Genomic DNA, 25,161 nt, shown 5'->3' with positions numbered 1-25,161 from the left:
CCACGAGCGAGCTCGGCCGCCTTGGCTTCGCTCTCTGCCGTGATCTGGCGCTGCAGGGCGATCTTGGCGAGGTTGTCGAACTTGTCGGCCTCGCCGACGTTGCCCGCGGCACGCAGCTCGTCGCCCTTGCGGCTGGCGGCGAGGGCCTTGTTGCCCCACTCCGCCGCGGCCTGGACGTCTTCCTGGTGGTCGCGCTCGAGCAGGCGCAGGTTGCCGATGGTCTCGGCGATGGCCGACTCGGCGTCGGCGATCGAGTTGGAGTAGTCGCGAACGAGCTGATCGAGCATCTTCTGCGGGTCCTCGGCCTGGTCGAGGAGCGCATTGATGTTCGCGCGGACGAGGGTCGAGATCCGACCGAAGATGGACTGCTTGGCCATGCGGGATTTCCTTCCTGAGGCGACGATGTCGAGTCTGGTGCCGATTGCTACGAATTTTCTGTGACGGCCCGAGCGGACCGGACGAGGAGCGTCAGAAGCGGCCCCCTCCCCGGCGTCCGCGCGACCCGCCGAACGAGGAGCCGCCGGAGCGGGCGCGAGAACCCCCGGAGCGGAAACCTCCCGATCGTGGCGAGCCGCCGGCGCTCAGGCCGCCGAGCATGCCCCCGAGCCCGCCGCCGCCGAAGCCGCCGCGCGAGCGGGAGCCGCCGCCGAGGAGAGCATTGACGGCGATGCCGCCGAGGATGGCGCCCATCATGTCGCCCCCGCCGCCGCCGCGGCTCGCGCCGAAGGCTCCCACGTCGTTCTGGGCGAGCGACGCCGCGTGCCCGGCGAGGTCGGCGGCGCGCTGCGCGGACGTGAGGGCGGACGCGGGGTCGACCGCGCGCAGCTGCTCCGCCTGCACGAGCGCAGCTCCCGCCTCGGCCAGTCGCGTCCGCGCGGTGGGGCCGATGGCGCCTCGGCGCGCGGAGATGAATTCCTCCGTCGCCGACACCTGCGCGCGCGCCTGAACGAGCACGGTGTCGAGCTGCGCCTCGGCTCGCCGGCGTCGCTCCGCTTCGTCCTGTGCTTCGCGCAGAACCGTGTCGATCGCGGTGTTGCCCTGTTCGAGCGCGGCCAGAGCGCGCAGGGGTGAGGTCCGCGGCGGTGTCAGTGCCGCACGCCCGGAGTCGAGGTGCGCTCGCGCGGACGCCACCGCACCCGCGACGCGGCCGTCCGGATCGGGCAGCGCGGCCGCCGCAGCGAGGTCGCCCTCGATCTCGGCGACGAGCGCGGCGGCACGCTGCTCCGAGGTGGCCAGGTCGGCGGTCAGCGACGCGATCGCCCTCTCCAGGCCCTCCGCCTGCGCGACCGCGCTCTCGCCGGCGCGGATCGCCACGGCGGCCTCGCCGGTCTCGCCCGCCGTGATCGCCGACTCGGCGGCGGCGAACTGCTCCGTCGCCAGGTCCAGCCGCGCGCGGGCCTGCGCGGGATTGTCGGCGATCGTCGCGAGCGCATCGTCGGCGTAGCGCTGCCGCAGTGCGTCCGCGTCGCGCGACGCCCCCTCCAGTGCGGCCTCGACCGCAGCGTGTCGTTGTCGTGCGCGGGCGAGGGCCCCCGGCGCGTCGGACTCGACCGCCCGGAGCTCGTCGAACGCGGCCGCCTTGGCATCCAGGGCTTCATCCGCAGACGCGCACAGCCGCAGGATCTCGATGTATCCCGCCCGGCGCTGATCGTCGGTCTCGGGCACGTCGTCGTCGAGCTGCTGCGAGATCGTGAACGCCCGGTCGAGGTCGTTCTTCGCCTGGGCGAGCACTTCGGCGAACGGGGCGGCGGCAGCCTCCCCGAACTGGGCGCGTGCGAACCCGAGCTCCTGCTCGCTCGTCTTGATCGCGTCGTCGGTGGCCACCAGCGCAGAGCCCGCCTGACGTGCGAGATCGTCGAGGTTCTCGGCGGCGGTCGCGGCGGTGGCGCGCGTCCGAGCGCGACGTCGCAGCCACAACCACACCAGGCCCCCGCCCAGGGCGAGCACGAGGAACACCACGAGAGCGATGAGCGCGACATCCGGTCCGCTGCCCGCCGGCTGGGGCGGCGTCGGCTCGGCATCCTGGGCGGCGCTCTCGATGCCGGCGGCCGCGGCGTCGGCGGCGGCGGCGTAGTCGCCCGCGGCGAGCTGGGGTTGGACGCGGTCCTGTTCGATGGCGGTCAGTTGCGCTGCGGACAGCGCCCCGTCATCGACGTCTCCGGAGAGGTAGAACGCACGCGCGTCCACGGCAACCGCGAGCACGTACTGATGGGGTCCCAGGTTGTTGAGGTTGGCCGTCTCGTTGGCCCAGTCCTCGGCGGCCGCGGGCTGCGTGAACTCGTCGACGTAGACGACCCACAGATCGAGCCCCGTTCGCTCGGCCAGCCGCGTCATCCGCGCCTGCACCTCGGCCTCTTCCGCGGAGCTCAGGACGTCGGCGCTGTCGAGGACGTAGCCCGACCCCAGCGGCGGGGGCGGAACAGCGGATGCCGCGAGAGGCATACCGAGGACGGACACCGCCGCGACCACGAGACCCGCCATGATCGCGCGCGTCTTCGGCTTTCGCATGCATCCCCCTTCGGCGCTGAGGCCCCCACTCTATAAAGCCCCCCGGACACCCGGGAAGGATCGGCGCGTCCGCCCTGAGCGCACGCGTCGGCCGCATAGGCTCGGGCGTTCGGAGGTGCTCCCATGGACGATCGCTACGGCACGGACGTGCTGGCGCGCGGGTGGCGCGAGGCCGGACGGAAGAAGGCCGCGCAGGTGCCGGCATCCGCCGACCTCGTCGTGGAGGTCGCCGGCGACGGCTTCTGCGGAGCCGTCACGCGCGTCGACGGTATGCACGTCGAACTGGAGGACCGGGTCGGCAAGCGGCGCGTCTTCCCGCTGGGCGGCGGGTTCCTCGTCGACGGGGAGCCGATCGTCCTCGTCGCGCCCGCGGCTGCGCCGAAAGGACGGACACGCACCGCTTCGGGTTCGTTCGCGGCACCCGACCAGCGCGCGCGCACGGCGCGCGCCAGTCGCATCTTCGTGGAGGGCAAGCACGACGCGGAGCTCGTCGAGAAGGTCTGGGGAGCCGACCTTCGCGCCGAGGGAGTCGTCGTGGAGTTCCTCGAAGGCGTCGACCTGCTCGAACAGACCCTGGATGCCGAGCCCCCCACCGCCGAACGTCGCTACGGCGTGCTCGTGGACCACCTCGTGCCGAACTCCAAGGAATCGCGCATCGCCGAGAAGATCGCACGAGGACGCCACGGCGCGCACGTGCGCATCGTCGGGCACCCCTTCGTCGACGTGTGGCAGTGCGTGACACCGCGCGCCGTGGGCATCGCCGCATGGCCCGAGGTGCCGCGGGGCATCGAGTGGAAGGCCGGTGTGTGTCGCGCGCTCGGCTGGCCCGCGGAAGAGCAGGCCGATCTCGCCCGCGCGTGGCAGCACATCCTGTCGCGCGTGACCACCTTCCGCGATCTCGAGCCGGCCCTGCTCGGCCGTGTCGAGGAACTCATCGACTTCGTGACCGTCCCGTGAGCGGGCGGAAGCCGCGCGAGCAGTCGCGCGACGCTCTAGGCGAGGCCGAAGGGACCTCGCCTACCCTGGATGCCATGGAAGCCCCCGTGTACCGCGACCGTCCGGTGTCGTTCGTCCGGCGCAGCGGCCGCATGTCGGAGGCGCAGGACCGCGCGTGGGCCGAGCTCTCGCCGACGTATCTCCTTCCGGTCGAGCGGGGCGCCGCCGCCACCAGCGTCCGCCCGGGGTCGCGCATCGATCCGGTACAGGTCTACGGGCGTCGCGCGCCGTTGATCGTCGAGATCGGATCGGGCCAGGGGCACCAGATCGTCGCCGCCGCGTCCGCCCGCCCCGACACGGACTTCCTCGCCGTCGAGGTGTTCTCCGCGGGGTTGGCCCGGACGATGCTGGATGCCGACCGCGTCGGCGCCCGCAACCTGCGTCTGGTGGAGGCCAACGCCCCCGAGGTGCTCGAGCACCTGCTGCCCGCGGCATCCGTCGACGAGCTGTGGGTGTTCTTCCCCGACCCGTGGCACAAGAAGAAGCACACCAAGCGCCGCCTCGTCGCCCCCGAGTTCGCGCGCATCGCGGCGCAGGCGCTCCGGCCCGGAGGAACCCTGCGGCTCGCCACCGACTGGCAGGACTACGCCGATCAGATGCGCGCCGTGCTCGATGAGGCGTCGGACTTCGAGCGAGCGTTCCCGGGGGAGTGGGCCGAGCGATTCGAAGGCCGTGTCCTGACCGCATTCGAGCGCAAAGGCATCCGCGTCGGGCGCGACATCCGCGACCTCACCTACACCCGCCTCGCGCCATGAGCGTTCACGCCACCGTCCCCGAGAGCGTCCGACGCACCTGGACGCCCCGACTCGTTCCGGCGGTGCTGGTGTGTCTTGCCGCCCCGGTGCTGTTCGTCGCGCAGATCGTGTGGCTCGGCTGGATCGTGCTGGCGCTCGCCGTGGCATCCGCGGTCATGGTCGATCGGATCGCGGGAACCCCGATCGTTCCCGCGCGGGGCGTGGCGGTCCCGGCGCCGAGCATCGCCCGGGACGTGTTCCTCATCGCCCTGGGGCAGTTCGTCGTGAGCCTCATCCCGCTCAAGGCCGAGCTGGACAACGCGGCGTTCGTGCGCTTCACCCTCGCGCTCGGCGGGGCCGTCGTGCTGCCGTACGTCCTGTCGCGCTTCGTGTTCCGCGACCGGGCGATCCGTTTCCCGTGGCGCGGGGGCGGCCGGTGGACGTGGTGGCAGTGGGCGTGGCTGGTCGGCGTCATCGTGCTCGGGTGGCTGATCCTGCCGTACTACTTCATCACGTCGGGCGTGTACACGAACTGGCCCGTCGTCGACACCCCCGAGCTGATCGCCCGCCTGTTCGTCGGCGTGGGCGCGGTCGGCATCTGGGACGAGCTGTTCTTCGTGTGCACCGTGTTCGCGCTGTTGCGTCGCCATTTCCCCGACCTGAGCGCGAACGTGCTGCAGGCCGTGGTCTTCGTGTCATTCCTGTGGGAGCTGGGGTATCAGGCGTGGGGGCCGGTGCTGACGATCCCGTTCGCGCTCGTCCAGGGCTTCCTGTTCCTGCGCACCCGGTCGCTCTGGTACGTCGTGACCGTGCACCTGCTCTTCGACGCGGTCGTCTTCGGCGTCCTGGTCCACGCGCACAACCCCGGTCTGGTGTCGATCTTCCTCGTGTGACCCCGCGGCCGGCGGTCTCCGCCGACGATGGTCGATGCCGTGCACGGGCGATGCTCAGGGGCGCTCGCTAGCATTGGAGGCGCGTGCGACCCGCACCACCGGACGACGGATCAGTACCCGGACAGCGACAAGACTGGCCAAGGAGACCCGTCATGTCGTGGATCATTCTGGCTCTGTCCGGCGTGCTGGAAGCGGTGTGGGCCACCGCCCTCGGGAGGTCCGAGGGCTTCACGAAGCTCTGGCCCAGCGTCGTCTTCGCCGTCGCGCTCGTGTTGAGTATGGGCGGGTTGGCCTGGGCCATGCGCGAGATCCCCACCGGCACGGCCTACGCGGTGTGGGTCGGCATCGGTGCCGCCCTCACGGTCGTCATCGCGATGATCGGGGGAGCGGAGTCGGTTTCCGTGGTGAAGATCCTTCTGATCCTCGGCCTGGTGGGCTGTGTGGTGGGGCTCAAGATCGTGGGCGACGCCCACTGATCAGGGCATTTCCTGAATGTCAACCGGGAAGACGGGTTGCATCGATCCGGTACGATCTGGCCGAATGCACTTGTCCGGGCCGGACACCGTCGTCAGCAGCCCACTTCTCCCTGTTGAAAGGTTCCGAGTGAGCGCACCGCCGAGCGAGCTGGTCACCACGGTACGGCCGGCTCCCACCGACGATCGTCTCGCGCCGCTGCGCGACCGGGGCCGCCGCCTGCTCGATTCGCGCCTTGGACGGGCACTGCGCCAGTACGGACACGACGTCCTGCGCGCCCCCCAGGGCGTCGAGCCCATCGAGCGCGGCGCGTTCGCACGAGTGCTGGTCCTGTGGGCCATGGCGCGCGTGCTGAATTTCGGTCTCCTGTGGGGGTTCTACTCGATCGCCAAGGCGGCACGCTGGGGCTTCGGGCCCGACGGCGAGCGCCTGGGCACGTTCTTCGACTACCTCACCGGCTGGGATGCCGACCGGTACGGACAGATCGCGGCGCAGGGCTACCCGCTGTCGCTGCCGATGAACGTCTCCGGCGACATCCTCCCCAACAACTGGGCGTTCCTCCCGGTCTTCCCGTTCCTCGTGCGCACGCTGTCGGGCGCGACGGGTCTGGGCTGGCAGCCGGTCGCCGTGCTCATCAGTCTGGCCGCCAGTCTCGGCGCGACCTGGGTGCTGTTCCGTCTGCTGCGGACGGTGACGACCCCCCGGTCGGCGTGGTGGGCCGTGGTGTTCTTCTCGTTCGCGCCGATGTCGTTCCTCTTCGTCATCGGTTACAGCGAAGGCCTGTTCATGCTGCTGCTGTTCAGCGGCATGCTCTTGGCCATCAAGCGCAGGTACCTCTGGATCCTGCCCATCGGACTCGTCGCCGCCTACACGCGTCCCGGCGTGCTCGCCCTGGGCCTGGCGCTGGGCATCGTGTTCCTCGTGCGGTTCTTCCGACGTCGGGTCGATCCTTTCCCCGTGCGGGAGTGGGCTTCGCTCATGGCGACGGGCCTCACGATCGCCGTCGCGGGTCTGTCGTGGAACCACATCGCGCAGTTCGCGACCGGCACACACAACGCCTACATCCGGACCGAGCTGGGGTGGTGGCTGGACTACGTCGGCAACGATGAGTTCACGCCGTTCACGCCCTGGTTCCGGCAGGCGGGCACGCACTTGGGCATCGTCGGGATCATCCTCGTCATCGCCCTCGTCGTCGCGTTCGCCGCGCTGCTGTGGTCGCGCCCGGTGCGCCGCCTGGGCCTCATGGTGGTCGCCTACGTCTTCAGCTACGGGCTGTACATCTTCGCCGTCTTCCTGCCGCAGCAGAGCACGTTCCGCCTGCTCATGCCGATGGCACCCCTCATGGCCGACGACCGGTGGTCGTCGACGCCTCGCCGGCGCGCGGCGATCCTGATCGGGTGCGTCGTTCTGCAGGCCGTTGCGATCCTGCTCCTGTGGACCCGCGGTAATCCCTGAGCGCCGAGGCGGACGCGGCACGACACGCGAGGGGCGAGCACGATACGTGCTCGCCCCTCGGTCGTACCCGCGATGGTCAGTCGGGGCTGCCGCCCGGATCGATCGCGTCGACCATATCTTCTTCCACGGCGTTGTCGGCGTCGGGCTGCGCGGTGCCCACGGCGTCGTCCGCGGCTTGCGCGCCCGCGGGCTCGGTCGCCGGCTCGGGCGGAGTGGGAACGGTCGGCTCGTCGGGGGTCGGGGCGAGCGGCTCCGCGGGCGTCGCCGGCGAGGGCTCGCCGGGCGAGGAGGGGATGCCGGGCACACTGGGCGCGTCGGGCGTGGTGGGAGGGTCGAGGGGTCCTGGGTTCGGTGAGCTCATGGCATCCACCCTCGTCCTCTGCGCGATGAGCGGGGGAGGGTCTACCGATCGACGGCCACACGGTGTATCCGGGCCGCTAGGCTCGACCGGGATTGATCGCGAGGGGGTGCCGTGTCCACAGCGCACGAGGTCACACGCCGTGAGGCCGTCGACCAGTACCGGATCGTCGGGGGTCTGCCCGAGCCCGACCTGCAGGGTCTGGTGGAGTTGGCCTCGACCGTGTGCGGCGTCTCGACCGCGGTGATCAACATCATCGACGACCGCGCGCAGCACCAGGTCGCCGCCGTGGGGGTGCAGGCCGCGTCCTGTTCGATCGAGGATTCGATGTGTGCGGCGGTCCTCGTCGATCCGCGCCGTGTGGTCGTCCCCGACGCGCGTGAGGACGTCCGCTTCCAGGACAACCCGTTCGTGACCGGCGTCATCGCCTCGGTCCGCTTCTACGCCTCCAGCCCTCTGATCACCCCGGCGGGCGTGGCGATCGGAACCCTCTGCGTCTTCGACGATCAGGTGGGAGAGCTCACGGATGCCAGCGCTCGCGCGCTCGATCTCCTCGCCCACCAGGTCATCGACGTGCTCGAGCTGCGGCGACTGACGCGTGACCTGGCCGAGTCGAACGCTCAGCTCGAGCAGTTCGCGACGCAGGTGAGTCACGACCTGCGCAATCCCCTCACCGCTCTCTCGGGGTTCCTCGAGCTCGCCGCCGACAGTCCGGAGATGGTCGACGCGCCGCGCGCGGCCCGCTCCCTCGAACGCGCGGAGTCGGCGGCGGCGCGCATGAGCGCGATGGTCACGGATCTTCTCGACTTCGCGCGAATGGGCGGAGCGCGTCCGCACTTCACGCGAGTGGACGTCGGTGAGATCGTCGATGCGGTGCTCGAGGATCTGGACGGCGCCGTGGTCGAGACCGGGGCCGAGATCGTCGTGGATGCGTCGATGTTCGTTCGGGCGGATGACACCCTGCTGCGCGTGCTCCTGCAGAACCTCATCGCCAACGCGGTGAAGTTCACGGTGGCTGCAGGGCGGGTGCCGCGCGTTCTGGTGAGTGTCGAGCAACTCCCCGACGGCTGGCGCCTCACGGTCGACGACAACGGCGACGCCGTCGAGCCGGCCCTGCGCGACCGCATGTTCGAGCCGATGCAGCGCGGGCACGACGCCGAGGTGCAGGGGCTCGGGATCGGCCTGGCGACCTGTCGCCGGATCGCGCTCGCCCACGGCGGCCATATCGGCCTGGACGAATCGCCCGCCGGGGGGACGCGCGCGTGGGTCGTGCTCCCCAGGGCCGCGTGAGGGCCTAACGGTCGCGATCGCGCCGCGCAACCACCGTGACCGGCTCGGCCGCCGCCCCGTAGCGTGGAGCCATCCGGTCGGGAGTCTGGGTCGTCGACATGCCTCCCGACGACGGACGAGGAGGTGGCCCCGATGGCTCGCAACGTGCGGCAGCTGCACTGCAGACCCGATGACGTCTTCCGTGTCCTGGCGAACGGGTGGCTGTACCCCCTGTGGGTGGTGGGCGCGTCGCGTATGCGCGATGTCTCGGATGCCTGGCCGCGCGAGGGCGCCGAGCTGCACCACTCGTTCGGATCGTGGCCGCTGCTCGTCAACGACACCACCGTGATGCGCGTGTGGGAGCCGCCGTATCGCGCGGTCCTGGAACCGCACGGGGGACCGATCGGGATCGCCCGGGTGTCGATCGACGTCAAGGCTCGCGGCGACGAGTGCGTCGTGCGGCTGCAGGAGGAACCGGTGACGGGACCCACCAAGCTGCTGCCCGATGTCGTGTTCGACGCGATCACGCGGTGGCGCAACGCTGAGACACTGCACCGCCTGGCCTACCTCGCCGAAGGCGGGGCGCCGGGCACGAAGGGCGGGGCTTCCGCGATCGGGCGGGCCTCGAGCGCCGAGAAGGAGCCGATTCAGCGATGAGCGAGAGCTACGACGCGATCATCGTGGGGTCGGGCCCGAACGGCCTGGCGGCGGCGGTCACCCTCGCTCGGGCGGGACTGTCGGTCGCGCTGTACGAACGGCAGAACACGCTCGGCGGTGCGGCCTCGACGGGCGAGGTGACTCTTCCCGGGTTCCGGCACGATCTCGGCTCGGCGGTGCATCCTCTCGCGCTGCAGTCGTGGTTCTTCCGCGAGTTCGGGCTCGAACGCCGCGTGCGGTTCGTCGTTCCCGAGGTCTCGTTCGCCCACCCGCTCGACGGGGCGCGGGCGGGCCTGGCCTACCGCGACCTGCATCGCACGGCGGACGCCCTCGGGCGCGACGGCGCCGCCTACGCGCGTCTGCTCGCGCCGCTCGTGGCGCATCTGCGGGGGGTCGCCGACTTCACGGGCAACGCCCTGTTGCGCATCCCGGGCGACCCGCTCGCGGCCGTCTTCTTCGGCATCCGTTCTCTCGAGCAGGGCGGTCCCTGGTGGAATGCGCGCTTCCGCGAGGACGTCGCCCCCGCGATGATCACCGGCGTGTCCGCGCATTCGATCCTGCCGCAGCCGAGCCTGGCGGCCGGGGGAGCGGGGCTCGTGCTCGCGACGTACGCGCACGGGCGCGGATGGCCGATCCCCGTCGGGGGGAGCCAGTCCATCGCCGACGCGATGATCTCGGACTTCCGCGCGCACGGCGGCGCGGTGCACACCGGCGTCGACGTCGCCGACCTCCGTCAGCTGCCGCCGGCGCGCGCGGTGCTCCTGGACGTCACCCCGCGCGCGCTCGTCCGCTTGGCGGGGGATCGGATGCCGTGGGCCTACCGCCGCGCGATGGAGCGGTTCCGCTACGGAGGTGGAGTGGCCAAGGTCGACTTCGCTCTCTCCGACCCCGTGCCGTGGGCCGACCCGGATGTCGCGCTGGCGGGGACCGTCCATCTCGGGGGCACGCGCGCCGAGATCGCCGCCGCAGAGAACGCCGTTCTGCGCGGGGGCCACCCGGATGCACCGTACGTGCTGGCGGCACAGCCGTCGCTGTTCGACACCACCCGAGCGCCCGAGGGGCGTCATGTGCTCTGGGCGTACACCCACGTGCCGGCGGGAAGCGCAGCCGATCGCGAAGAGGCCGTGGTGGCGCAGATCGAGCGGTTCGCGCCGGGATTCCGTGACACGGTGCTCGCCTCGTCGTCTCGGACAGCGGTCGACGTCGCGACGTGGAACCCGAACTTCCCGGGCGGGGACATCTCGGCCGGTGCGCCATCACTGCCGCAGCTGGTCGGCCGACCGGTGTACAGCCCCGATCCGTGGCGAACGCCGATGCCGGGGATCTATCTCTGCTCCTCGTCGACCAGCCCGGGCCCGGGGGTTCACGGACTCGCGGGCTGGCAGGCGGCCCTCAGCGCACTGCGCCACGAGTTCGGGACGCGTCTGCGTCCGGACCTCGCCCCCCGAGACGATCAGATCGCGTCGGTCTGATCGCCGGGGGCTGCGCGGACGGGTTCAGCTGATCTCGCCCGCGGGCGAGGCATCCGTGTCGGCGGCCTCGTCGGCATCGCGCTGCGCGGCCGCGCCCTCTTCGGGGGATTCGGAACCCGCGCCGTTGCCGTCGGCGTCGGGGGCGGCGTCGTCCGGGCGGCCGGATGCGGTGTTGTCGGTCATGAGACTCCCCTGTTCGCGCGCCGGAAACCCGGCGACGGGGCGACGGTGCCACATCCCGCGACCGGTGTCCAGGGTCTGGCGGTCGATGCGGTCAGAGAGGGGAGACGCCGTAGCGTGCGGTGAAATCCGCTCGCGCGGCGTCTTCCATGTCGTCGGCCTCGTCGCGGAGGTCGAAAGCAGCCGGGTTCACAGGTAGGGCGCGAGCGCGCCGGCGGTCAAGGCGAACACGAGAGCGGTGCTCCCGGCCGCGGTCGCCAGGACGACGGAGGCACGTTCGGTGCGTCGACGGCGGGCGGTGTTCGCGGGGTGGGTGGTCGAGCGCAGCGACGACTTCGCCGCGTCGAGCTCGTCGTACCGCCCGATCGGGACACCGTGCGCGTCGCGAGCAACGAAGCCCCCGGCGACACGGTCGACGCAGCCGAAGTACTCACCGCCACGGTGGGCGACCCAGAAGCCGGAGTCGACCTTCGCCCACATCACGCGCGCGGACGTCAGGGGGGTGACGGATGCCACGGTCGTATTGGTCATGTCAGGCCGCCGTCCGCATCGGGACGCGGCGAGCAGGCACGGACGCCCGCGTCGCGGGAGCCGTGGCGGGCGCAGCGGCCGGGATGTCGACGTCGAACGCCACGACCAGGCCCGCGGAGGAGTTCGCCATGTCCGCCATGTTCTTCAGGGTCTGCGAGTCCAGCTGCTCGGGCTCGGCGCTGTCGAAGACGAAGCGCAGGGGGATCGAGGGCTGAAGCCACACCGTCGATCGTCCGGGCGCGCCGTCGACATGTGTCCAGCTGAGCGTGAAGCTCTCGCTGCGGCGGAGCTTGGTCGCGATGACGACCTTCAAGTGCGAGAGGAGACGGTCCGGGATGCGGATGGGCTCCGGCGAAGTGCCGTAGTAGAGGTTGCCCATGGGGAACTCCTTTCGTTGGTTTAACTGCATGATGAACATACTCGCTTAGTAACTAGTTTGTCGAACTATTCTTTCTGAGGTACGCTCTGGGGATCGACAGCAAGGGGCGAACACCATGACGAACATGCGTGCGGTGTCGCAGAGCCTCTCTCCTGGCGGAGATCGTGACTCGGGCACCTATTGGTACGGCGACGAACCCGCCGACCGCCGGGTGAGGAGCAAGGCGGTCCTTGAAGCGCTGCGCGTGTACCGGGCGGCCGAGCTCGCCATGCGTCGCCGGACGCGGGAATCGATGTCGATGGGTGAGAACGAGCTGCTCGTCCTGCGTTACCTGCTCCGCGAACCGGACCGGCGGGTGCGGCCCGGCGAGCTCACGCGTTACCTCGGCCTCTCGACGGCATCCACGACGGCGATCCTCGACCGGCTGGAACGATCGGGCCACATCACACGTGCGGCCAATCCCGACGACCGGCGCAGCATCTTCGTCCAGGCCACTGATCGTGCTCACGCCGAGGTGCGCGAGACGCTCGGGAACATGCACGACCGCATGCTGGCCGCGGTCATCGACATGTCGCCGGACGAGTCCGCCGTGGTGGTGAGCTTCCTCCACCGCATGAGCGAAGCGGTCGACGGCGTCGCCGTCGACGCTGCCTCGTCGACGTCGCCGTGATCTACGTGCTGGTCGGCGGCCCGCGCGACGGACAGCATGTGGACGACCTTCCCCGGGGCTACCGCCTGGATCTGGACGAGCCCGCGCCCCAGCGGTTCGGCGAATTCGACACCGTTCGTGCGGTGTGGTTCGAGCTCGACGCGACGATGTTCCGTTCGCGCCAGCACCGCGACTGACGCACCCCTATCCCACGACCGACGGCGGTGCAACCCGCCCCCTCCGACAGCGGGCGGGGCATCACGCTGGGGTGCATGAGATGTGTGACGTACGCCGGAGAAACCGTGATCACGACCGACGACGTTGCGGCGTCCTTGGTGGAACTGACCGCCGCGGTGGCCAAGGAGGGTCAGGCCGAGGCCGTCAGCATCCCGATCGTCACGGAGGACAAGAAGGTGGCGCAGGCCGAGCTCGTCATCGGCGTGGGCAACGATGTTCTTTCCGCGCCCGTCGAGTGGACGGGGGAGGAGCCGAACTTCTCCCGCGCGTCCGAGGACCTGCGCAATCACCGGCTGTACCCGCGGTCGGCCCTGCGCATCGTCGAGCCGGCGTTCGAAGGCGCCGACGAACCCGACGACTGGGATTTCGATCAGCCCACCCAGGCCTGACGCCCGCGGCGTCCGCGGGCGTCCGCCCTCCGTCGCGCGTTACGCTCGCCTCATGTCGCTGACCACACCGGCGTCCCGGATGCCATGACCCCCGACCGCAGATTCGAATGGGGCGGCCTGAGCGCGGGACGTGCGGACTTCGTCACGGCGAGCGAAGCGTTGGGCACGCTCGAACGGATCGTTCCCGGGTACGCCGACCTTTCGCCCGAGACCGGGGTGTCCGACGGCGACGCCGTCGTCCGGCTGTCCTCGCGCGAACGGTGGGCGATCGTCTCCACCCCCGGCACCCGCTGGTTCTCGGTCCGGGTGGACACGGGGCATCGCGTCCGCCTCGACGACACGACGTCCAGCCGCGAGGAGGCCGCGATGCTGCTGACGACCTTCGTCGAGGCGGCAGCCGCCTACGTGCGGGACGGGGCCGTCGTCCAGGGCGACCGGTTGATCGTCACGGCGCTCGGGCGCACCTTCACCCTCACCCGGCCGCTCGGGGACCGCCTGCGTCGGCGGGTCGGTCGTCGCTGAGCGGGCATCCGGCCGCAGGTCAAGCCTCTGCGTCCCTCGATGTCGTCCTGCAAGGCTGGCCGCATCGGCCAACGAAGGGATGACCCATGAGCGATCCGCAGAACAACGCCCCCGCCGACGACGCGGCTGATCTGGGCGACGACCAGACGGTCGCGCCCAGCCAGACGAACGACGTCGACGAACAGTCCAAGGCTCCCTCGGGCGACGACCCGAACGCCGACCACCAGGCCACGGGCATCGGGGTCATCGGCGAGGAGTGAGGCTTTGCGCTCGACCCGCCCGGGTCGGGCGGGGCCGCGACGCGGTGCTAACCTTGAGCGGTCCGCCTCCGTAGCTCAGGGGATAGAGCGTTGGTTTCCGGTACCAAAGGTCGCAGGTTCGATTCCTGTCGGGGGCACCACTCGAAGGCCCGGTCTCTCGTTCGCGAGGCCGGGCCTTCGCGCTCGGGCCTGCGGCGGACGAACCCGCCCCCGCAAGGAACGCTAGCCCGCCGCCATTGTCAAGACCCGGCGTGAATTCTCAGGCGAGTGTCATCCTGGCCTGACCCTCCCGAAAGGGTCTGGCCCTCCCGAAAGGACTGTCATGAGCATCGGAGCCGGAATCGCGCTGATCGTCATCGGCGCCATCCTCGCCTTCGCCGTCGATCTGCCGAACAATTACGTGGACCTGACGACCATCGGCTACATCATGATGGGCGCGGGCGCGATCGTCTTCATCATTGGGCTGGTCTTGATGGTTCGCCGTCGGCAGACCGACACGGTCACGCGCACCGAGGGCGTGGGCGACGCGCGCGTCACCCGATCGACCACGCGGTCGTCCGGCGACGACCTCGTCTGACACCCCGGGGGCGCTCGGCCCCCCAGGCGCATGACTGATACCGACACCGATACGACCCAGCCGTTCGACGGCTCGACCGCCGATCTCTTCGACGGGCGCTACCGTCTGGGACGGCTTCTCGGCGAGGGCGGGTACGCCCGCGTCTACGAAGCGGTCGACACATCCCTCGGCCGGACGGTAGCCCTCAAGATCATCAGCGGAGACGGCGCAGATCCCTCCGATGCTGCACGCGTGCGATCGGAGATCCGGTTGCTCGCCTCCCTGTCGCATCCCTCGCTCGTCACGCTCTACGACGCGCGCCTGGCTTCCGCGCCGACCTATCTCGCAATGGAGCTCATCGCGGGCCCGACGCTCACCGACCTCATCGCGCGCGGGCCCGTCCCCTCCGCCGACGCCGCGCGATACGGTCGCGAGATCGCCGAGGCGCTGTCCGTCGTCCACGCGCGGGGCATCGTGCACCGTGACGTGAAGCCGTCGAACATCCTGCTGCGCCCGCCGGCGCACACGGGTGAGCGGGCGCGGGCGACCCTGGCCGATTTCGGAATCGCCGCGCTCGTGGGCGCGACCCGCGTGACGCGCGCCGACACCGTCGTGGGCACCGCGGCCTATCTCAGTCCCGAGCAGGCGCGGGGGATGCCCGCAGCCCCGGCCAGTGACGTGTACGCCCTGGGTCTGGTGCTGCTCGAAGCTCTCACGGGGCGTCGTGCGTTCGCGGGCCGCACCCCGCACGAAGCCCTCGCGGCCCGGCTCGTGTCACCGCCGGAGATCCCCGAGACCGTTCCGCAGCCGTGGCGGGTGCTCCTCACGCGCATGACCGCGATCGATCCGGCGGAGCGACCGGATGCCACGGCGCTCGGTGCCGAGTTCCGTGCGCTGCCGAGCGCACCCGTACCGCCCACTCCTCTCGGTGCGACGGCACTCGTCGACGGGCCGGCGCCCGACCCGGTCACGCGCACGCGCGTGCTGGCCCCCGTCGCGGAGGAGCCGCGCCGCGGAACCCGTCGCCGTGCCATCATCGCGGCATCCGTCCTCGCCGTCCTGCTCGCCGGCGGCGGTGTGACCGCCGCGGTGGCGCTGAACGCTCCCGCCCCGGTCTCCGATCCTGGGCTCCCTCCGCTTCCGGCGCCGTTGGATCAACACGTCGACGATCTCTGGAAGGAAGTGGGGCAGTGAGCCGCCGTCGCTTCGCCATGACCGCCGTCGTGCTCTCGGCGGGCCTCGCTCTCGCCGGCTGCACCCCGCCCGTCGCCGAGCCGACGGCCTGGCAGGGCGTCGTGCAGACCCTCGCGTCGCAGGCATCGGGCGGAGACTACGCAGCCGCATCCGCGACCCTCGACCAGCTCGAGGCGGATGTGACGGCACAGCGCGACGCGGGAACGCTGCCCGCCGCCGAGGCCCAGGCGATCCTCGACCGGATCGCCGCGGTCCGCGCCGACCTGGTATCGCTGGTTCCCGCCCCGGAGCCGACGACCGAGACCACCCCGGAACCTGCCCCGGAGGCGCCCGCGCCGACCACGGTCGACGACGACGGAGCCGATGACGAGGAGCAGCAGACGCCCGGCGAGTCCGATGGCGAGGGTCCCGGCAACTCCGACAACGGCAAAGACAACAAAGGCAAGAGCGACCAGTCCAAGGGCCCCGGGGAAAAGGGCAAGAAAGACGGATGAGCGGGGCGCGTCCCACCCCTCCCGCGCCATGCGAGGATTGCTCGGTGCCGCGCCGAGTGACCGCTGAACTCGACCTCGATCTGGGGGCGTCCGTCGACCTCGTCTTCCAGATCACCGCCGCTCGCGGCGTCCCGCTCCAGAGCGAGGAACTGACGTTCGCGCGCGACGGCCGGTCGTTCACCGCGACCGAGATCGTCGATGCGGAGGGCAGCCGTCTGCACCGTCTCGCGGGCGAGCCCGGCCCCCTCTCCGTGCGGTACGAGGCGGTGGTCTCGGGTACCGCGCCGACCGTGCCGCCCACCGACCTCGAGACGATCACCTACCTGCGTCCGAGCCGCTACTGCCAGTCCGACGAGGTGTTCGCGCAGGCGCGCCGCCAGTTCAGCGGGCTCGCGCGCGCCGACCTCATCGCCGCGGTCTCGTCGTTCGTGGCATCCAGCGTCACCTACACGCCCGGGATGAGCATGGGCACCGACAGCGCGGTGACCACCCTCATGACCGGTCAGGGCGTCTGCCGCGACTACGCGCACCTCGTGATCGCGCTGCTTCGCGCGATGGACGTCCCCGCCCGCTACGCCGCGTGCTACGCACCCGGGCTCGAGCCGATGGACTTCCATGCGGTCGCGGAGGCCTACCTGGACGGCGCGTGGTACGTCATCGACGCCACGCGCCTGTCCGACCGGCGCTCGCTCGTGCGCATCGCGACGGGTCGGGATGCCGCCGATTGCGCCTTCCTCAGCTACCACGGCGGCTACGTCGGTCTCGAGCGGATGCGGGTCGACGCGTTCCTCGACGACGGCGGGGATGCCGGTGCGCCCGATGACCACGAGGCCCTGGTACAGATCGTCTGAGGCGGGTGGACGCACCCGGCTCGCCTAGAATTGCAGGGTTATGGATCCCGCAGCCCTCTCCGCCGCCCTACTCGCCGTCATCGCCCCGCTCGCCGAGGCGCGACGCGAAGGGTCTTCGGCGGGGCTCACCGCCGCTGACCTGCCCCTGGAGCGGCCCAAGAACCGCGATCACGGCGACTGGGCGTCGAACGCGGCGTTGAAGCTGTCGAAGATCGTCGGCGCCAACCCGCGCGAGTTCGCGGCCGAGATCGCGGCGGGGCTCGAGAGCGTCGAGGGCATTGCGAGCGTCGAGGTCGCCGGTCCCGGGTTCATCAACATCCGACTGGATGCCGCCGCCGCCGGCGCCCTCGCCCGGACCATCGTCGAGCAGGGAGCGGCGTTCGGCACGAACGACTCCCAGCGCGGGAACACGATCAACCTCGAGTTCGTCAGCGCCAACCCCACCGGCCCGCTTCACATCGGACACACCCGCTGGGCCGCGCTGGGCGACGCGATCGCGCGCGTGCTGCTGGCCAGTGGCGCCACGCTTGTGCGCGAGTTCTACATCAACGACGCCGGGGCGCAGATGGAGCGCTTCGGTCGCTCGGTCGTCGCGGCCCTCCACGGCGAGCCGACGCCCGACGACGGTTACGGCGGGGCCTACATCACCGCCCTCGCCGAGCGGGTCGCGGCCGCGCATCCGGACATCCGAGAGCTCGACCGGTCCGAGCAGATCGCTGTCGCCACCGAATCGGCCTACGGCTTCCAGCTCGGCGAGATCCAGGCCTCGCTCGAGCGCTTCAACGTGCACTTCGACGTGTGGTTCTCCGAGCGCACGCTCCACGCGCGGGTCGACGGGCAGCCGAGCCTCGTCGACGAAGCCGTGGACCGTCTGCGCGAACAGGGGCACGTCTTCGACGACGAGGGCGCCGTCTGGGTGCGCACGACCGACTTCGGTGACGACAAAGACCGTGTCATCCGTCGCTCCAACGGCGAGTACACCTACTTCGCCGCGGACGCCGCGTACTACCTCAACAAGGGCGACCGCGGCTTCGCGCACAAGATCTACCTCCTCGGCGCCGACCACCACGGGTACGTGCACCGCTTGAAGGCCCTCGCCGGGGCGGCCGGTGACGACCCCGAGAAGGACATCGAGGTGCTGATCGGTCAGCTCGTCTCGATCAACGGCGCCCGCCTGTCCAAGCGCGCGGGGAACATCATCGAGCTCGATGACCTGCAGGAGTGGCTCGGCACCGACGCGCTGCGCTATTCGCTCGCGCGGTACCCCGCCGACTCGCCGCTGACGCTCGATCCCGAGATCCTGCAGAAGCGCACCAACGACAACCCGGTGTTCTACGTGCAGTACGCCCACGCGCGCACGCACAACGTCGCCCGCAACGCCGCGGACTCGGGGGTCGACCGGTCGGAGTTCGCTCCCGAGCTGCTGGAGCACGAGACCGAGTCGGCGCTCCTCGGTGCCCTGCAGGAGTATCCGCGCGTCGTCGCGTACGCCGCCGAGGTGCGCGAACCCCACCGGGTCGCGCGCTACCTCGAGGAGCTCGCGGGCCTGTACCACCGCTGGTACGACAACTGCCGCGTGATCCCGCTGGGCGATGCCCCCGTGGAGTCGGTGCACCGCACGCGCCTGTGGCTGAACGACGCGACCGGTCAGGTGCTGCGCAACGGGCTGACGCTCCTGGGCGTCGGCGCACCGGAGCGCATGTAGTCATGACGGATGCCACGCGCCCCCGCCGCCGTACCGGACGAGTCATCGCGGTCATCGCGATCGTCATCGTCCTCATCACGGGACTGCTCGTGGCAGCCGAGGTCATCGCGCGCTCGGCGGTGTCGAACACGGTGCGATCCCTCGTCGTCACGCAGGTGGGTCTCCCCGCCGATCAGCAGGTCGATGTCGAGGTGCCCGGCATCGTGCTGCCGCAACTGATCGCCGGGCGCCTCTCCCAGGTGGCGGTGTCGGCCCCGGATGTCGCCCTGGGCCCCCTGACCGGCGACGTGCGCGTCGACCTGCAGGACGTTCCGGTCGCCGGCGACGCCCCCGCGGCGGGCGGCTCGGCATCCGTCCGGCTCGACCCCGATCAGCTCCGCTCGCTCCTGGCGCAGATTCCTGATTTCCCCGCCTCCACCGTGGGCGTGGCCGCTCCTGACCTGACGCTCTCGACGGAGCTGTCGGTGTTCGGCATCCCCATCCCGGTCGGTATCTCGGCGACGCCCGGAGCGGCCGAGGGCGACCTGACCCTCACGCCCACGTCGTTCGAGCTGGGCGGGAACCGCGTGGATGCCGACACCCTCCGTGGCCAGCTCGGCGGCGTCGCCGACGGGGCGCTGCAGACCTGGAGTCTGTGCATCGCCGACCGCCTGCCCGCGGGGCTCACGCTCTCCGCGGTGAACGTGCAGGGGCAGGACGTGGTGGCGTCGTTCGACGTCGACGGCGGCCTGCTGAACGACCCCGCTCTGCAGCAGAACGGCACGTGCGGCTGAGTCACGCGGACATCGGCCGGGTGTCGCGGTGTTCCGGCGTGGGACGGGGGCGGCATATGCCGTGCCCTAGACTGCAAGGACTGCCCGTCGCGTGACGCCCCGCGGGGGCAGGAGCCGTGATCCGCGGCCGTCGCGTCGCCGCAAACCCGATTGGTTCCTCCGTGTCCGCCTCGCACTCCGCGCTCGTGCCCGACTGGCTCATCGCCCCGGCCGAAGCGAACGAGCTCGTCGCCCCCGTCTGGCCGTCCTCCGCCCGTCGCCGGCACGACGGCTCCGTGGAGATCGGGGGAGTGTCGGTATTCGACCTGCGCGACCGCTTCGGCACGCCGTTGTACGTGCTCGACGAGGACGAGGTCCGCGCGCACGCTCGCCGTGCCCGCGACGCCTTCGCGTCCGCCGCCGGGCGCCACGGTGTCCGCTCGCGCGTGTACTACGCCGGCAAGGCGTTCCTCTCGACCGAGGTCGTCCGCTGGGTCACCGACGAGGGCCTCGCCGTCGACGTCTGCACGCGCGGCGAGCTCGAGGTCGCGCTCGCCGGAGGCGCGGACCCCTCGCGCCTCGGCTTCCACGGCAACAACAAGAGCGTCGGAGAGCTGGAACGGGCGGTCGAGGTCGGAATCGGATCGGTCGTGCTCGACAGTCCGATCGAGATCGAGCGACTCGCGGCGATCGCGGAGCGGCGCGGTGTCGTGCAGAACGTGCTCGTCCGCGTGCGGACGGGCGTACACGCCGAGACGCACGCTTTCCTCGCCACCGCGCACGAGGACCAGAAATTCGGGTTCTCGCTCGAGGGCGCAGCCGACGCCGTGGTCCGCATCCGCGAGCTGTCCAGCCTGCGTTTCGTGGGGCTGCACGCGCACATCGGATCGCAGATCTTCGACTCCTCCGGGTTCCGCGAGTCCGCCGCGCGCCTGGTCGATCTGCACGCCGACCTGCTCGCGGGCGGTGACATCCCGCTTCTCAACGTCGGCGGCGGCTTCGGCATCTCCTACACCTCCGTCGACGACCCGCGCCCCATCGAGGACATCGCCGACGGCATCCTCGACGCCATCGCCGACGAGTGCGCCGTGCGCGGCATCCCGATGCCCGATGTCGCGTGCGAACCGGGCCGCGTAATCGTGGGCCAGGCGGGCGTGACGCTCTACGAGGTGGGCACCGTGAAGACGGTCGAGATCGGAGAGGGGCGGGAGCGCACGTACGTCAGCGTCGACGGCGGCATGAGCGACAACGCGCGGCCCGCGCTGTACGGCGCCGATTTCTCGGCGCGCATCGTCTCGCGCACGAGCGAGGCCACGCCGGCTCTCTCCCGCGTCGTGGGCCATCACTGCGAGTCCGGAGACATCGTCGTGGACGCAGAGTACCTCCCGGCCGATGTCGTCCCGGGCGATCTGCTGGCCGTCCCGGCGACCGGCGCGTACTGCTTCTCACTCGCGAGCAACTACAACTACACCCCGCGTCCGCCCGTCGTCGCCGTGCGCGACGGTGAGGCGCGCGTAATCGTCCGCGGCGAGACCATCGACGACCTGCTCGCCCGCGACGTCGGCGCCGCGGCATCCGCTTCGACCGCTACACCCCACGGAGACACCGAATGACCGACTACCGCACACTGCGCGTCGCGCTGCTGGGCGCTGGTGCCGTCGGCTCGCAGGTCGCCGACCTGCTGCTCAAGCACCGCGCCGAACTGGCCGACCGCGCGGGGGCCAACCTCGAACTCGCCGGCATCGCCGTCCGCAACATCGACGGCAAGCGCGACGCCGATCTCCCGCGCGAGCTCTTCACGACGGATGCCGAAAGCCTCATCGTAGGCTCCGACATCGTCATCGAGCTCATGGGCGGGATCGAGCCGGCGCGCACGCAGGTGCTGCAGGCGATCAACTCGGGCGCCGACGTCGTCACCGCGAACAAGGCACTCCTGGCCACGCACGGCTCGGAGATCTTCGACGCCGCCGACCAGGTGGGCGCCGAGGTCTACTACGAGGCCGCCGCGGCGGGGGCCATTCCCATCATCCGCCCGCTGCGCGACTCGCTCGCCGGGGACCGCGTCGTGCGCATCATGGGCATCGTCAACGGCACGACGAACTACATCCTCGACCGCATGGACACCGAGGGGGCCGACTTCGCCGACGTCCTCGCCCAGGCTCAGGCCCTCGGGTACGCCGAGGCCGATCCCACCGCCGACGTCGAGGGGTACGACGCCGCGCAGAAGGCCGCGATCCTGGCGAGCCTCGCCTTCCACACGACCGTGCCGCTGGATGCCGTCCACCGCGAGGGCATCACCCAGATCGACGCCGCGATGATCGAGTCCGCGCGCCACGCCGGCTACGTGATCAAGCTGCTCGCGGTGTGCGAGCGGCTCGCCGCCGCCGACGGCGAGCCGAGCGAATCGATCTCGGTGCGCGTCTACCCCGCCCTCGTGGAGCGCACCCACCCGCTCGCGAGCGTCCACGGCGCCAACAATGCCGTCTTCGTGCAGGCCGAGGCCGCCGGCGACCTCATGTTCTACGGCGCGGGGGCCGGCGGCGTGCAGACCGCCTCGGCGGTGCTGGGCGATGTCGTCTCGGCGGCTCGGCGCCACATCGCCGGGGGAGTGGGAGTCGGCGAGTCCACGCGCGCGAACCTCCCGACCGTGCCGATCGGTCGCGTCATCACGCGCTACCAGATCACGCTCGAAGTCGACGACCAGCCGGGCGTGCTCGCCACGGTCGCCGGCATCCTCAGCGAGGGACGCGTGTCGATCGCGACCGTCGAGCAGACCGTCATCGAACCGGATGCCGACGACCCCGCCGCGGGCGGGTCGGCGCGTCTGGTCATCGGAACACACCAGGCCCGCGAGCAAGACCTGAGCGAGACCGTCGAGCGTCTCGCCGCGAGCGGCGTCGTCGAGCGCGTGGTCTCGGTACTGCGTGTGGAAGGGAACTGACATGGCACACGTCTGGCGCGGAGTCCTCCGCGAATACGCCGATCGTCTCGGCGTCACCGAGAGCTCCACCGTCGTGACGCTCGGCGAGGGCGGCACGCCCCTCATCCCCGCGCCCGCGCTCTCGCGGCGGACGGGCGCCGACGTCTACGTCAAGTTCGAGGGCATGAACCCCACCGGCTCGTTCAAGGACCGCGGCATGACCGTCGCGCTGTCGCGCGCGGTCGAGCACGGCGCGAAGGCCGTCATCTGCGCCTCCACCGGCAACACCTCCGCTTCGGCCGCGGCGTACGCCGCCCACGCCGGCATCACCGCCGCGGTCCTCGTGCCCGAGGGCAAGATCGCGATGGGCAAGCTCAGCCAGGCCGTCGCGCACAACGGCCGCCTCATCCAGATCCGCGGCAACTTCGACGACTGCCTCGAGATCGCGCGCGAGCTGGCCGACCACTACCCGGTGCACCTGGTCAACTCGGTCAACCCCGACCGGATCGAGGGCCAGAAGACGGCCGCGTACGAGGTCGTGGAGCAGCTGGGCGACGCCCCCGACTTCCACTTCATCCCCGTCGGCAATGCCGGCAACTACACCGCCTACTCGCGCGGCTACCGCGAAGAGGTCGATCGCGGTGTCTCTACGCGCGTCCCGCGCATGTTCGGCTTCCAGGCCGCCGGCTCCGCCCCGCTCGTGCGCGGTGAGGTCGTGAAGAACCCCGAGACCATCGCCAGCGCGATCCGGATCGGGAATCCGGCATCGTGGCACCTCGCGCTCGAAGCCCGGGATGCCACCGACGGCTGGTTCGGGGCCATCGACGACGACCGCATCCTCGCGGCGCAGAAGATCCTTGCCGGCGAGGTGGGGGTCTTCGTCGAGCCCGCCTCCGCCATCAGCGTCGCGGGTCTGCTGGATCGTGCCGAGGCCGGCAAGATTCCCGCGGGCGCCAAGGTCGTGCTCACCGTCACCGGCCACGGCCTCAAGGACCCGCAGTGGGCGCTGCGCCAGGCCGACGGCACCGAGGTGCAGCCGACCGTCGTCGACGCGACCACGTCCGAGGTGGCGTCGGTCCTCGACCTGAAGCCGGTGACCGAGTGACCGCAGCCCTCGGGCGTCGCGTCGCGGTCCGGGTGCCGGCGACGAGCGCCAACCTCGGTCCGGGGTTCGACACCCTGGGTCTCGCGCTGAGCGTGTACGACGAGCTAACGGTCGAGGCGCTCGAGCCTGGCCGCCTCGAGATCGAGGTCAGCGGTGAGGGCACCGCCGACGTGCCCCGCGACGCGTCCCACCTCGTGGTGCGCGCGATCGCGCACGCCTACGCCTCGGTGGGGCGTGAGATGCCCGGCCTGCGTCTGGTGGCGCACAACGTCATCCCGCACGGGCGCGGCATGGGGTCATCGGGGGCGGCGGTGGTGGCCGGCATCCTGGCCGCGCAGGGGCTCCTCGAGGGCGAGGTCGACTTCTCCGACGTCGACCTGCTGCGTCTGGCGACCGAGATGGAGGGGCACCCCGACAATGTCGCCCCCGGCCTGTTCGGCGGCCTCACGATCGCCTGGATGGATGCCGAGGGCCCGCAGCACAAGCAGCTCATCGTGCACCGCGGAGTCTCGCCCCTCGTGCTGGTACCGAGCTTCACGATGTCCACCGCCGTCGCTCGCAGTCTGCAGCCGCTGCAGGTACCGCGCGAGGATGCGGTGTTCAACGTCTCGCGCTCTGCTCTGCTGATCGCGGCGATGACGCAGAGCCCGGAGCTCCTGATGGCCGCGACCGAAGACAAGCTGCACCAGAACTATCGCGCCCAGGCCATGCCCGAGACCGACCGGCTCGTGCGGACGCTCAGGGCCGAAGGGTACGCGGCGGTGGTGTCGGGAGCCGGACCGAGCGTGCTGGTTCTCGCCGACGGGCCGGGTCAGCGCGTCGCGGCCGCGGACCTTACCGCAACCGTGGTCGACACCCCGTGGCAGGCGCTCATGCTCGCCGTCGACGTCAAGGGTGGTACAGTGAAGCCCGCAGAGGGTTCCGCTTAGCACGCGAATCTGAGCCTCTGCACCACCTGCGAAATCCGCAACAAATCGCGAACCCGGTCTCGGCTGCAGTCTCCCGAACCGCTGGTGTGAGTCTTCGTCTGCGCTCTGCAGCGATACCCCGCGATTTGACCATGTTTCATTTCTGAGGAGCACTCGTGGAGTCCATCTCCGAGACCCAGCCCGTCGACGCGCCCGAGGGCGCGAACACCCCCGCCGAGGAGCAGCCCGTCGCTCCCGCCGACCAGACACTGTTCGACACGCCCGTCGACGCCGAGGGCGATGCCGCCCCCGCCGAGGAGTCGGCGGCCGACGAAACGTCCGAGCCCGCCGAGGCCGCGGTCGAGCAGCCCGCCGCCGAGGAGTCCGCCGACGCCGCGACTCCCGCGGACGCGTCCGCCGAACAGGCCCCGGCCGAATCGACTCCCGCTGTCGAGCCCGCGGCCGAGGAGGCCGCTGCGGCCCCGGCCGAGGCGGCGACCGAAGCGCCCGCCGCGGAAGAGCCGCCGGCCAAGCCGGCACGCGCGCCGCGCAAGCGCGCTCCTCGCCGCGCCAAGAGCACCCCCGCCGCCGAGGCGCCGACCGAGACCCCCGCCGACGCGCCGGCCGAGACGCCGGCTGAGGCCGCTCCCACGGCGGCCGCCGAGACGGTCGAGGCGGACACCACGCCGGCCGCCGTGGGAGCGGCCTCAGCC

At 71.1% G+C, this 25,161-nt stretch carries 29 protein-coding genes, 1 tRNA gene, 1 pseudogene and 1 riboswitch; of the genes and pseudogenes, 25 read left to right on the top strand and 6 right to left on the bottom strand.

Going from position 1 to position 25,161, the window contains the following annotated elements; all coding sequences use genetic code 11:
- On the bottom strand, positions 1 to 377 hold a 377-nt coding region (locus MHY30_RS13060; RefSeq protein WP_239277331.1), incomplete at its 3' end, for a PspA/IM30 family protein.
- Positions 378 to 468: 91 nt separating this feature from the next.
- Positions 469 to 2,508 carry a TPM domain-containing protein gene (locus tag MHY30_RS13055; protein ID WP_239277330.1) on the bottom strand — a complete coding sequence of 680 codons (2,040 nt, stop codon included), beginning with the start codon at positions 2,506 to 2,508 and terminating at the stop codon, positions 469 to 471.
- Between the two features lie 123 nt (positions 2,509 to 2,631).
- Here MHY30_RS13055 and MHY30_RS13050 point away from each other — a divergent pair, with 123 nt between their 5' ends.
- The 5 genes from MHY30_RS13050 to MHY30_RS13030 all read left to right on the top strand — a co-directional run bounded on the left by MHY30_RS13050 (position 2,632) and on the right by MHY30_RS13030 (position 7,060).
- The gene (locus MHY30_RS13050; RefSeq protein ID WP_239277329.1) at positions 2,632 to 3,465 is read left to right on the top strand and encodes a DUF3097 domain-containing protein; all 834 of its coding nucleotides are present in this window, start codon (positions 2,632 to 2,634) and stop codon (positions 3,463 to 3,465) included.
- A gap of 74 nt (positions 3,466 to 3,539) precedes the next feature.
- Complete coding sequence (trmB, locus tag MHY30_RS13045) at positions 3,540 to 4,259, top strand: tRNA (guanosine(46)-N7)-methyltransferase TrmB (protein ID WP_239277328.1); 720 nt, start codon at positions 3,540 to 3,542, stop codon at positions 4,257 to 4,259.
- The gene (locus MHY30_RS13040; protein ID WP_239277327.1) at positions 4,256 to 5,131 is read left to right on the top strand and encodes a CPBP family intramembrane glutamic endopeptidase; all 876 of its coding nucleotides are present in this window, start codon (positions 4,256 to 4,258) and stop codon (positions 5,129 to 5,131) included. The genes trmB and MHY30_RS13040 overlap by 4 nt, the downstream gene beginning before the upstream one ends.
- Positions 5,132 to 5,209: 78 nt before the next feature.
- Positions 5,210 to 5,273: riboswitch (guanidine-III (ykkC-III) riboswitch) on the top strand.
- A gap of 10 nt (positions 5,274 to 5,283) precedes the next feature.
- Positions 5,284 to 5,607, top strand: coding sequence for a multidrug efflux SMR transporter (locus MHY30_RS13035; protein WP_239277326.1), 324 nt, complete (start codon positions 5,284 to 5,286; stop codon positions 5,605 to 5,607).
- A 127-nt stretch (positions 5,608 to 5,734) separates the two neighbouring features.
- Entirely contained in the window at positions 5,735 to 7,060 is a 1,326-nt protein-coding gene (locus tag MHY30_RS13030) for a hypothetical protein (protein ID WP_239277325.1), read from the top strand.
- 76 nt (positions 7,061 to 7,136) lie between these two features.
- On the opposite strand, the gene MHY30_RS13025 is transcribed toward MHY30_RS13030, so the two are convergent.
- Positions 7,137 to 7,421, bottom strand: a complete 285-nt coding sequence (locus MHY30_RS13025) for a hypothetical protein (protein WP_239277324.1) — start codon at positions 7,419 to 7,421, stop codon at positions 7,137 to 7,139.
- Positions 7,422 to 7,532: 111 nt separating this feature from the next.
- Between MHY30_RS13025 and MHY30_RS13020 the strand changes: the two genes are divergently transcribed.
- The 3 genes from MHY30_RS13020 to MHY30_RS13010 all read left to right on the top strand — a co-directional run bounded on the left by MHY30_RS13020 (position 7,533) and on the right by MHY30_RS13010 (position 10,816).
- A complete protein-coding gene (locus tag MHY30_RS13020) occupies positions 7,533 to 8,708 on the top strand; it encodes an ATP-binding protein (protein ID WP_239277323.1) in 1,176 nt (391 codons plus the stop codon).
- Between the two features lie 132 nt (positions 8,709 to 8,840).
- Positions 8,841 to 9,344 carry an SRPBCC family protein gene (locus MHY30_RS13015; RefSeq protein WP_239277322.1) on the top strand — a complete coding sequence of 168 codons (504 nt, stop codon included), beginning with the start codon at positions 8,841 to 8,843 and terminating at the stop codon, positions 9,342 to 9,344.
- On the top strand, positions 9,341 to 10,816 hold the full coding sequence (locus tag MHY30_RS13010; RefSeq protein WP_239277321.1) for an NAD(P)/FAD-dependent oxidoreductase: 1,476 nt from the start codon (positions 9,341 to 9,343) through the stop codon (positions 10,814 to 10,816). The genes MHY30_RS13015 and MHY30_RS13010 overlap by 4 nt, the downstream gene beginning before the upstream one ends.
- A 24-nt stretch (positions 10,817 to 10,840) precedes the next feature.
- On the opposite strand, the gene MHY30_RS13005 is transcribed toward MHY30_RS13010, so the two are convergent.
- The 3 genes from MHY30_RS13005 to MHY30_RS12995 all read right to left on the bottom strand — a co-directional run bounded on the left by MHY30_RS13005 (position 10,841) and on the right by MHY30_RS12995 (position 11,906).
- Positions 10,841 to 10,999 (bottom strand): hypothetical protein, encoded by a 159-nt coding sequence (locus MHY30_RS13005; protein WP_239277320.1) that lies wholly within the window; start codon positions 10,997 to 10,999, stop codon positions 10,841 to 10,843.
- A 186-nt stretch (positions 11,000 to 11,185) separates the two neighbouring features.
- Positions 11,186 to 11,527, bottom strand: a complete 342-nt coding sequence (locus tag MHY30_RS13000) for a hypothetical protein (RefSeq protein ID WP_239277319.1) — start codon at positions 11,525 to 11,527, stop codon at positions 11,186 to 11,188.
- Position 11,528: 1 nt separating this feature from the next.
- The gene (locus tag MHY30_RS12995) at positions 11,529 to 11,906 is read right to left on the bottom strand and encodes a hypothetical protein (protein ID WP_239277318.1); all 378 of its coding nucleotides are present in this window, start codon (positions 11,904 to 11,906) and stop codon (positions 11,529 to 11,531) included.
- A gap of 115 nt (positions 11,907 to 12,021) precedes the next feature.
- Between MHY30_RS12995 and MHY30_RS12990 the strand changes: the two genes are divergently transcribed.
- From MHY30_RS12990 to MHY30_RS12910, 17 genes and pseudogenes are all read left to right on the top strand, one after another.
- Entirely contained in the window at positions 12,022 to 12,576 is a 555-nt protein-coding gene (locus MHY30_RS12990; RefSeq protein WP_308192665.1) for a MarR family transcriptional regulator, read from the top strand.
- Positions 12,573 to 12,752, top strand: coding sequence for a hypothetical protein (locus MHY30_RS12985; RefSeq protein WP_239277317.1), 180 nt, complete (start codon positions 12,573 to 12,575; stop codon positions 12,750 to 12,752). Before MHY30_RS12990 ends, MHY30_RS12985 begins: the two co-directional genes overlap by 4 nt.
- A gap of 105 nt (positions 12,753 to 12,857) precedes the next feature.
- The gene (locus MHY30_RS12980) at positions 12,858 to 13,181 is read left to right on the top strand and encodes a hypothetical protein (RefSeq protein ID WP_239277316.1); all 324 of its coding nucleotides are present in this window, start codon (positions 12,858 to 12,860) and stop codon (positions 13,179 to 13,181) included.
- Between the two features lie 84 nt (positions 13,182 to 13,265).
- The gene (locus tag MHY30_RS12975; RefSeq protein ID WP_239277315.1) at positions 13,266 to 13,703 is read left to right on the top strand and encodes a hypothetical protein; all 438 of its coding nucleotides are present in this window, start codon (positions 13,266 to 13,268) and stop codon (positions 13,701 to 13,703) included.
- Positions 13,704 to 13,789: 86 nt separating this feature from the next.
- Entirely contained in the window at positions 13,790 to 13,963 is a 174-nt protein-coding gene (locus MHY30_RS12970; protein WP_239277314.1) for a hypothetical protein, read from the top strand.
- 64 nt (positions 13,964 to 14,027) lie between these two features.
- Positions 14,028 to 14,103, top strand: a tRNA-Arg gene (locus MHY30_RS12965).
- Between the two features lie 182 nt (positions 14,104 to 14,285).
- Complete coding sequence (locus MHY30_RS12960; protein WP_239277313.1) at positions 14,286 to 14,540, top strand: DUF6458 family protein; 255 nt, start codon at positions 14,286 to 14,288, stop codon at positions 14,538 to 14,540.
- Positions 14,541 to 14,570: 30 nt separating this feature from the next.
- Positions 14,571 to 15,713: a serine/threonine-protein kinase gene (locus MHY30_RS12955; RefSeq protein WP_239277312.1), complete on the top strand. Its 1,143-nt coding sequence runs from the start codon at positions 14,571 to 14,573 to the stop codon at positions 15,711 to 15,713.
- Positions 15,710 to 16,207, top strand: a complete 498-nt coding sequence (locus tag MHY30_RS12950) for a hypothetical protein (protein WP_239277311.1) — start codon at positions 15,710 to 15,712, stop codon at positions 16,205 to 16,207. The genes MHY30_RS12955 and MHY30_RS12950 overlap by 4 nt, the downstream gene beginning before the upstream one ends.
- 44 nt (positions 16,208 to 16,251) lie before the next feature.
- A complete protein-coding gene (locus MHY30_RS12945; RefSeq protein ID WP_239277310.1) occupies positions 16,252 to 17,058 on the top strand; it encodes a transglutaminase family protein in 807 nt (268 codons plus the stop codon).
- A 40-nt stretch (positions 17,059 to 17,098) separates the two neighbouring features.
- Positions 17,099 to 18,763: an arginine--tRNA ligase gene (locus MHY30_RS12940; RefSeq protein ID WP_239277309.1), complete on the top strand. Its 1,665-nt coding sequence runs from the start codon at positions 17,099 to 17,101 to the stop codon at positions 18,761 to 18,763.
- 2 nt (positions 18,764 to 18,765) lie between these two features.
- The gene (locus tag MHY30_RS12935) at positions 18,766 to 19,536 is read left to right on the top strand and encodes a DUF2993 domain-containing protein (RefSeq protein WP_239277308.1); all 771 of its coding nucleotides are present in this window, start codon (positions 18,766 to 18,768) and stop codon (positions 19,534 to 19,536) included.
- 161 nt (positions 19,537 to 19,697) lie between these two features.
- Positions 19,698 to 21,128, top strand: a complete 1,431-nt coding sequence (lysA, locus tag MHY30_RS12930) for a diaminopimelate decarboxylase (protein WP_239277307.1) — start codon at positions 19,698 to 19,700, stop codon at positions 21,126 to 21,128.
- Positions 21,125 to 22,456 carry a homoserine dehydrogenase gene (locus MHY30_RS12925; RefSeq protein ID WP_239277306.1) on the top strand — a complete coding sequence of 444 codons (1,332 nt, stop codon included), beginning with the start codon at positions 21,125 to 21,127 and terminating at the stop codon, positions 22,454 to 22,456. Before lysA ends, MHY30_RS12925 begins: the two co-directional genes overlap by 4 nt.
- A 1-nt stretch (position 22,457) precedes the next feature.
- Positions 22,458 to 23,540 carry a threonine synthase gene (gene thrC, locus MHY30_RS12920; protein ID WP_239277305.1) on the top strand — a complete coding sequence of 361 codons (1,083 nt, stop codon included), beginning with the start codon at positions 22,458 to 22,460 and terminating at the stop codon, positions 23,538 to 23,540.
- Positions 23,537 to 24,469: a homoserine kinase gene (thrB, locus tag MHY30_RS12915; RefSeq protein WP_239277304.1), complete on the top strand. Its 933-nt coding sequence runs from the start codon at positions 23,537 to 23,539 to the stop codon at positions 24,467 to 24,469. The genes thrC and thrB overlap by 4 nt, the downstream gene beginning before the upstream one ends.
- A 155-nt stretch (positions 24,470 to 24,624) precedes the next feature.
- Positions 24,625 to 25,161: pseudogene (locus MHY30_RS12910) on the top strand (hypothetical protein); the annotation flags it as partial.

It is taken from the genome of Microbacterium sp. ACRRU (genome assembly GCF_022346945.1).
In the GTDB taxonomy this organism is placed as follows: domain Bacteria; phylum Actinomycetota; class Actinomycetes; order Actinomycetales; family Microbacteriaceae; genus Microbacterium; species Microbacterium mcarthurae.
Note: the sequence above shows the minus strand (reverse complement) of the source record. Positions and strands in the feature narration are given on the sequence as shown.

Excerpts from the sequence above, each read along its gene's own strand:
- MHY30_RS13055 (WP_239277330.1), bottom strand. The coding sequence starts at position 2,508 with ATGCGAAAGCCGAAGACGCGCGCGATCATGGCGGGTCTCGTGGTCGCG.
- MHY30_RS13050 (WP_239277329.1), top strand. The coding sequence starts at position 2,632 with ATGGACGATCGCTACGGCACGGACGTGCTGGCGCGCGGGTGGCGCGAG.
- trmB (WP_239277328.1), top strand. The coding sequence starts at position 3,540 with ATGGAAGCCCCCGTGTACCGCGACCGTCCGGTGTCGTTCGTCCGGCGC.
- MHY30_RS13040 (WP_239277327.1), top strand. The coding sequence starts at position 4,256 with ATGAGCGTTCACGCCACCGTCCCCGAGAGCGTCCGACGCACCTGGACG.
- MHY30_RS13035 (WP_239277326.1), top strand. The coding sequence starts at position 5,284 with ATGTCGTGGATCATTCTGGCTCTGTCCGGCGTGCTGGAAGCGGTGTGG.
- MHY30_RS13025 (WP_239277324.1), bottom strand. The coding sequence starts at position 7,421 with ATGAGCTCACCGAACCCAGGACCCCTCGACCCTCCCACCACGCCCGAC.
- MHY30_RS13015 (WP_239277322.1), top strand. The coding sequence starts at position 8,841 with ATGGCTCGCAACGTGCGGCAGCTGCACTGCAGACCCGATGACGTCTTC.
- MHY30_RS13010 (WP_239277321.1), top strand. The coding sequence starts at position 9,341 with ATGAGCGAGAGCTACGACGCGATCATCGTGGGGTCGGGCCCGAACGGC.
- MHY30_RS13005 (WP_239277320.1), bottom strand. The coding sequence starts at position 10,999 with ATGACCGACAACACCGCATCCGGCCGCCCGGACGACGCCGCCCCCGAC.
- MHY30_RS13000 (WP_239277319.1), bottom strand. The coding sequence starts at position 11,527 with ATGACCAATACGACCGTGGCATCCGTCACCCCCCTGACGTCCGCGCGC.
- MHY30_RS12995 (WP_239277318.1), bottom strand. The coding sequence starts at position 11,906 with ATGGGCAACCTCTACTACGGCACTTCGCCGGAGCCCATCCGCATCCCG.
- MHY30_RS12990 (WP_308192665.1), top strand. The coding sequence starts at position 12,022 with ATGACGAACATGCGTGCGGTGTCGCAGAGCCTCTCTCCTGGCGGAGAT.
- MHY30_RS12975 (WP_239277315.1), top strand. The coding sequence starts at position 13,266 with ATGACCCCCGACCGCAGATTCGAATGGGGCGGCCTGAGCGCGGGACGT.
- MHY30_RS12970 (WP_239277314.1), top strand. The coding sequence starts at position 13,790 with ATGAGCGATCCGCAGAACAACGCCCCCGCCGACGACGCGGCTGATCTG.
- MHY30_RS12960 (WP_239277313.1), top strand. The coding sequence starts at position 14,286 with ATGAGCATCGGAGCCGGAATCGCGCTGATCGTCATCGGCGCCATCCTC.
- MHY30_RS12955 (WP_239277312.1), top strand. The coding sequence starts at position 14,571 with ATGACTGATACCGACACCGATACGACCCAGCCGTTCGACGGCTCGACC.
- MHY30_RS12940 (WP_239277309.1), top strand. The coding sequence starts at position 17,099 with ATGGATCCCGCAGCCCTCTCCGCCGCCCTACTCGCCGTCATCGCCCCG.
- MHY30_RS12935 (WP_239277308.1), top strand. The coding sequence starts at position 18,766 with ATGACGGATGCCACGCGCCCCCGCCGCCGTACCGGACGAGTCATCGCG.
- MHY30_RS12925 (WP_239277306.1), top strand. The coding sequence starts at position 21,125 with ATGACCGACTACCGCACACTGCGCGTCGCGCTGCTGGGCGCTGGTGCC.
- thrC (WP_239277305.1), top strand. The coding sequence starts at position 22,458 with ATGGCACACGTCTGGCGCGGAGTCCTCCGCGAATACGCCGATCGTCTC.